Genomic DNA, 3,267 nt, shown 5'->3' on the forward strand with positions numbered 1-3,267 from the left:
TCATCAACGGTCGTCTGGCTGCGAACAAGGAATAAAGAAACAGTAATGACGAATGCACTGCCCAAATAAATGCCAAGGTTCACTTTCTTATTGGTATACATTTTTTGCATAAAAGCAAGCATGACGATTGCCATTACGGCTCCCATGAGAAGGGCCATGTAAAACCTCGTTTCACTAAAGAATACATGATCAAAACTGTACGTATTAAAATACATCAGAATCAGCATGATGATTGTCGAGGTCAACACCATCAGCCCGAATCTTCCATAATTGTTCTTCACTTGACTTACCTCCTAAATAGTTAATTTCACCTATATTATTTGCATACCCCACCCACTAATAAATAATCATGGTTTGCTATCTTAATAATTGGGTAAACACTATTGGGCCGGCCTATTGGAAATACATACCAATAATTTCCTAACTTTTCATACTTTTCTTATTAATTGAATAATTTTAAATAAACTTTCTTTTATTATAAAAAGTATGATAAATCTAGATTTATCAAAGGTTATATGAGGTATTTCCTAATATTGTTTTTGACAATTCATACTATAATCAGTATTCTAGTATAAGAAAATAGGGAGGGAAAAACATGTCAAACCTTAATAAACAGAAAATTGTGGATAGTGTTCCTCAAAAAGGTTTCTTTGGACATCCAAAGGGATTATTCACACTTTTCTTCACAGAGTTCTGGGAGCGCTTTTCTTATTATGGAATGAGAGCGATCCTCGTTTATTACATGTACTATGAAGTATCTAAGGGTGGTTTAGGGATTGATGAAACGTTAGCGCTTTCTATCATGTCTATCTATGGATCCCTTGTGTATATGTCCGGTATTATTGGCGGTTGGCTAGCTGACCGGATTTTTGGTACATCCCGAGCCGTGTTCTACGGTGGAATATTGATCATGCTTGGTCACATCGCCCTTGCGATTCCTGGCAGCGTTTCAATGTTCTTCGTATCAATGGTATTGATCGTAATCGGTACAGGTATGCTGAAGCCAAACGTTTCTACCGTTGTTGGTGAGATGTACAGCGAAACAGACCAACGCCGTGACGCTGGTTTCACGATTTTCTACATGGGCATCAACGCTGGTGCATTCCTTGCGCCTCTAATCGTTGGAGCAGTATCTGACAAATTTAACTTCCACTATGGTTTCGCAATTGCTGCAATCGGTATGTTCTTGGGACTTATTGTCTTCATGATTACAAAGAAAAAGAACCTTGGCCTTGCAGGTACAATGGTTGCAAATCCATTGTCACCAGAAGAAAAGAAGAAAACATTCACTTGGATTGGTATTGGAATAGTTGTTCTAGCAATCCTTGTAGCAGTATTAGTTCCAGCTGGACTTTTAACATTCGAAAGCTTTATCAACATTGTTACGATTCTTGGTATTGTGATTCCTACTTTGTACTTTATCGTTATGTACCGCAGCCCTAAGACAACTGAAGTGGAGCGTTCAAGGGTACTTGCTTACATTCCGCTATTCCTTGCGGCTGTTATGTTCTGGGCAATCCAGGAGCAAGGTTCAACCATCCTTGCTAACTATGCGGACAAGCGTACGCAATTGGAATTCGCAGGCTTTACTATTTCACCTGCATTCTTCCAATCATTGAACCCATTATTCATCATTATCTTTGCACCGATTTTCGCAGGATTCTGGGTGAAGCTAGGCGATCGCCAGCCATCAATTCCGAAGAAATTCTCATTCTCATTGATTTTCGCTGGTCTTTCATTCCTAGTCATCTTAATCCCTGGTTATTTAACAGGCACAGATGCTTTGGTTAGCCCAATCTGGTTAGTTCTAAGCTATTTGATCGTTGTATTCGGTGAGTTGCTGATTTCCCCAGTTGGACTGTCTGCAACAACAAAACTTGCGCCTGCAGCGTTCTCAGCACAGACAATGAGCCTTTGGTTCCTTGCAAGTGCCGCAGCACAAGCAATCAACGCGCAAATTGTTAAGTTCTACACACCTGAAACCGAAATGACATACTTCGGAACAATCGGTGGAGCATCCATCGTACTAGGTATCATCCTCTTCATCCTAGCTCCAAAGATTCAAGGCTACATGAGAGGCATAAAATAAAAATAATAGCACTTTAGCAATTTAAAGCGCCGGGGGTCAGACCCCCGGCGCTTTAATGTGTTAAAGACTCTTTAGTCTTCCAATATTTTTCTCTTTGCGGTAGCTGACGAGGGTCATTTTGTCGTTGATGACTTGCCGTTCTCCGTGTTGTTCGTAGCCCATTTTTTCGTAGAGGTAGCAGTTCCGTTCTTCGGATAGGATGGTGCCGAGCTCCCATGCTTCTGCTTCTGGATACATGAGTTCAAGGCGTGTCATGACCTGCTGGGCAATCCCTCTGTTATGATAAGCTTCACGTATATTGATGATATGCAGCCTCATTAATCCCGGAATTTTTTGATAGACATTCACACTTCCTGCCAATTGGCCTTCATATGTGATTTTATAATATTCCCCGCGCTCAAACCTTTTTAAAAATCTCTCCATCGTTTGTGTAACCGGGCTTGTTTCATGGTCATTGTACTTTTCGTAGAGCGGCATGAACACTTCCTTTTGAAGTTCCAGCAATTCCTCTGCATCTTCAATTGAAGCTTTCCATAGGGATATTGGTGATTTTGCCGTTTCGAAAAATAAATCAATGTAAGCATACGGAATGAACTCACCGGCAGCAATCATCTCCCGGATTTGATCCGGATTTGCCCACTTCGCCTCTGCCACTTCCTCTTCCTGCAAACTCAAATCCTCGATTTCAACATTCTGCCTTACCAGCCAGATATCATCGAATCCGCAGGAAAACTTAACGGTAAATAATCTTTCGCCATGATCGATGTCCAAATCAATTCCAAGCTCTTCCTTTGCTTCCCGGACCGCTGCCATCTCACTGCTGTCCCCTTGAATAGCCGATCCTGCAGCCGAGCAATCCCACATATTCGACCAGCCCTTTTTCCATGGCTGCCTCTTTTGAATGAGGAATTGTCCTTTGTCATTCATGATCCAGACATGGACAACGATGTGATAATCCCCATCCTTCATCTCCACTCCGCGTTCATGAATCCGATCGGTTATTTGCCTGTATTGATCATAGACATTCCATAATTCCATATGTGCTCTCCCCCTATCTATCTTTAATTCTCTTTCTATGTAAAAAATGTGGATAGTAAGTATTATACAATGATTCTGGAAAAATTTATAAATAGTTTCAGTATTTATCAAACATCTGCGCCTAAATGATAGGTTGTACC

General features: G+C 41.0%; 2 protein-coding genes and 1 pseudogene. 1 reads left to right on the top strand and 2 read right to left on the bottom strand.

The window, feature by feature from the left end; genetic code table 11:
* Window positions 1-281, bottom strand: a pseudogene (locus tag WB217_RS10965) (DUF305 domain-containing protein); the annotation flags it as partial.
* Between the two features lie 314 nt (window positions 282-595).
* Between WB217_RS10965 and WB217_RS10970 the strand changes: the two are divergent.
* Complete coding sequence (locus WB217_RS10970; protein ID WP_423993266.1) at window positions 596-2,089, top strand: peptide MFS transporter; 1,494 nt, start codon at window positions 596-598, stop codon at window positions 2,087-2,089.
* A gap of 60 nt (window positions 2,090-2,149) precedes the next feature.
* Here the strand turns inward: WB217_RS10970 and WB217_RS10975 are convergent, their stop codons facing one another.
* A complete protein-coding gene (locus tag WB217_RS10975) occupies window positions 2,150-3,127 on the bottom strand; it encodes a GNAT family N-acetyltransferase (RefSeq protein ID WP_423993267.1) in 978 nt (325 codons plus the stop codon).
* Window positions 3,128-3,267 lie beyond the last annotated feature (140 nt).

Source organism: Mesobacillus sp., assembly GCF_049588175.1.
Lineage (GTDB): Bacteria > Bacillota > Bacilli > Bacillales > Cytobacillaceae > Mesobacillus.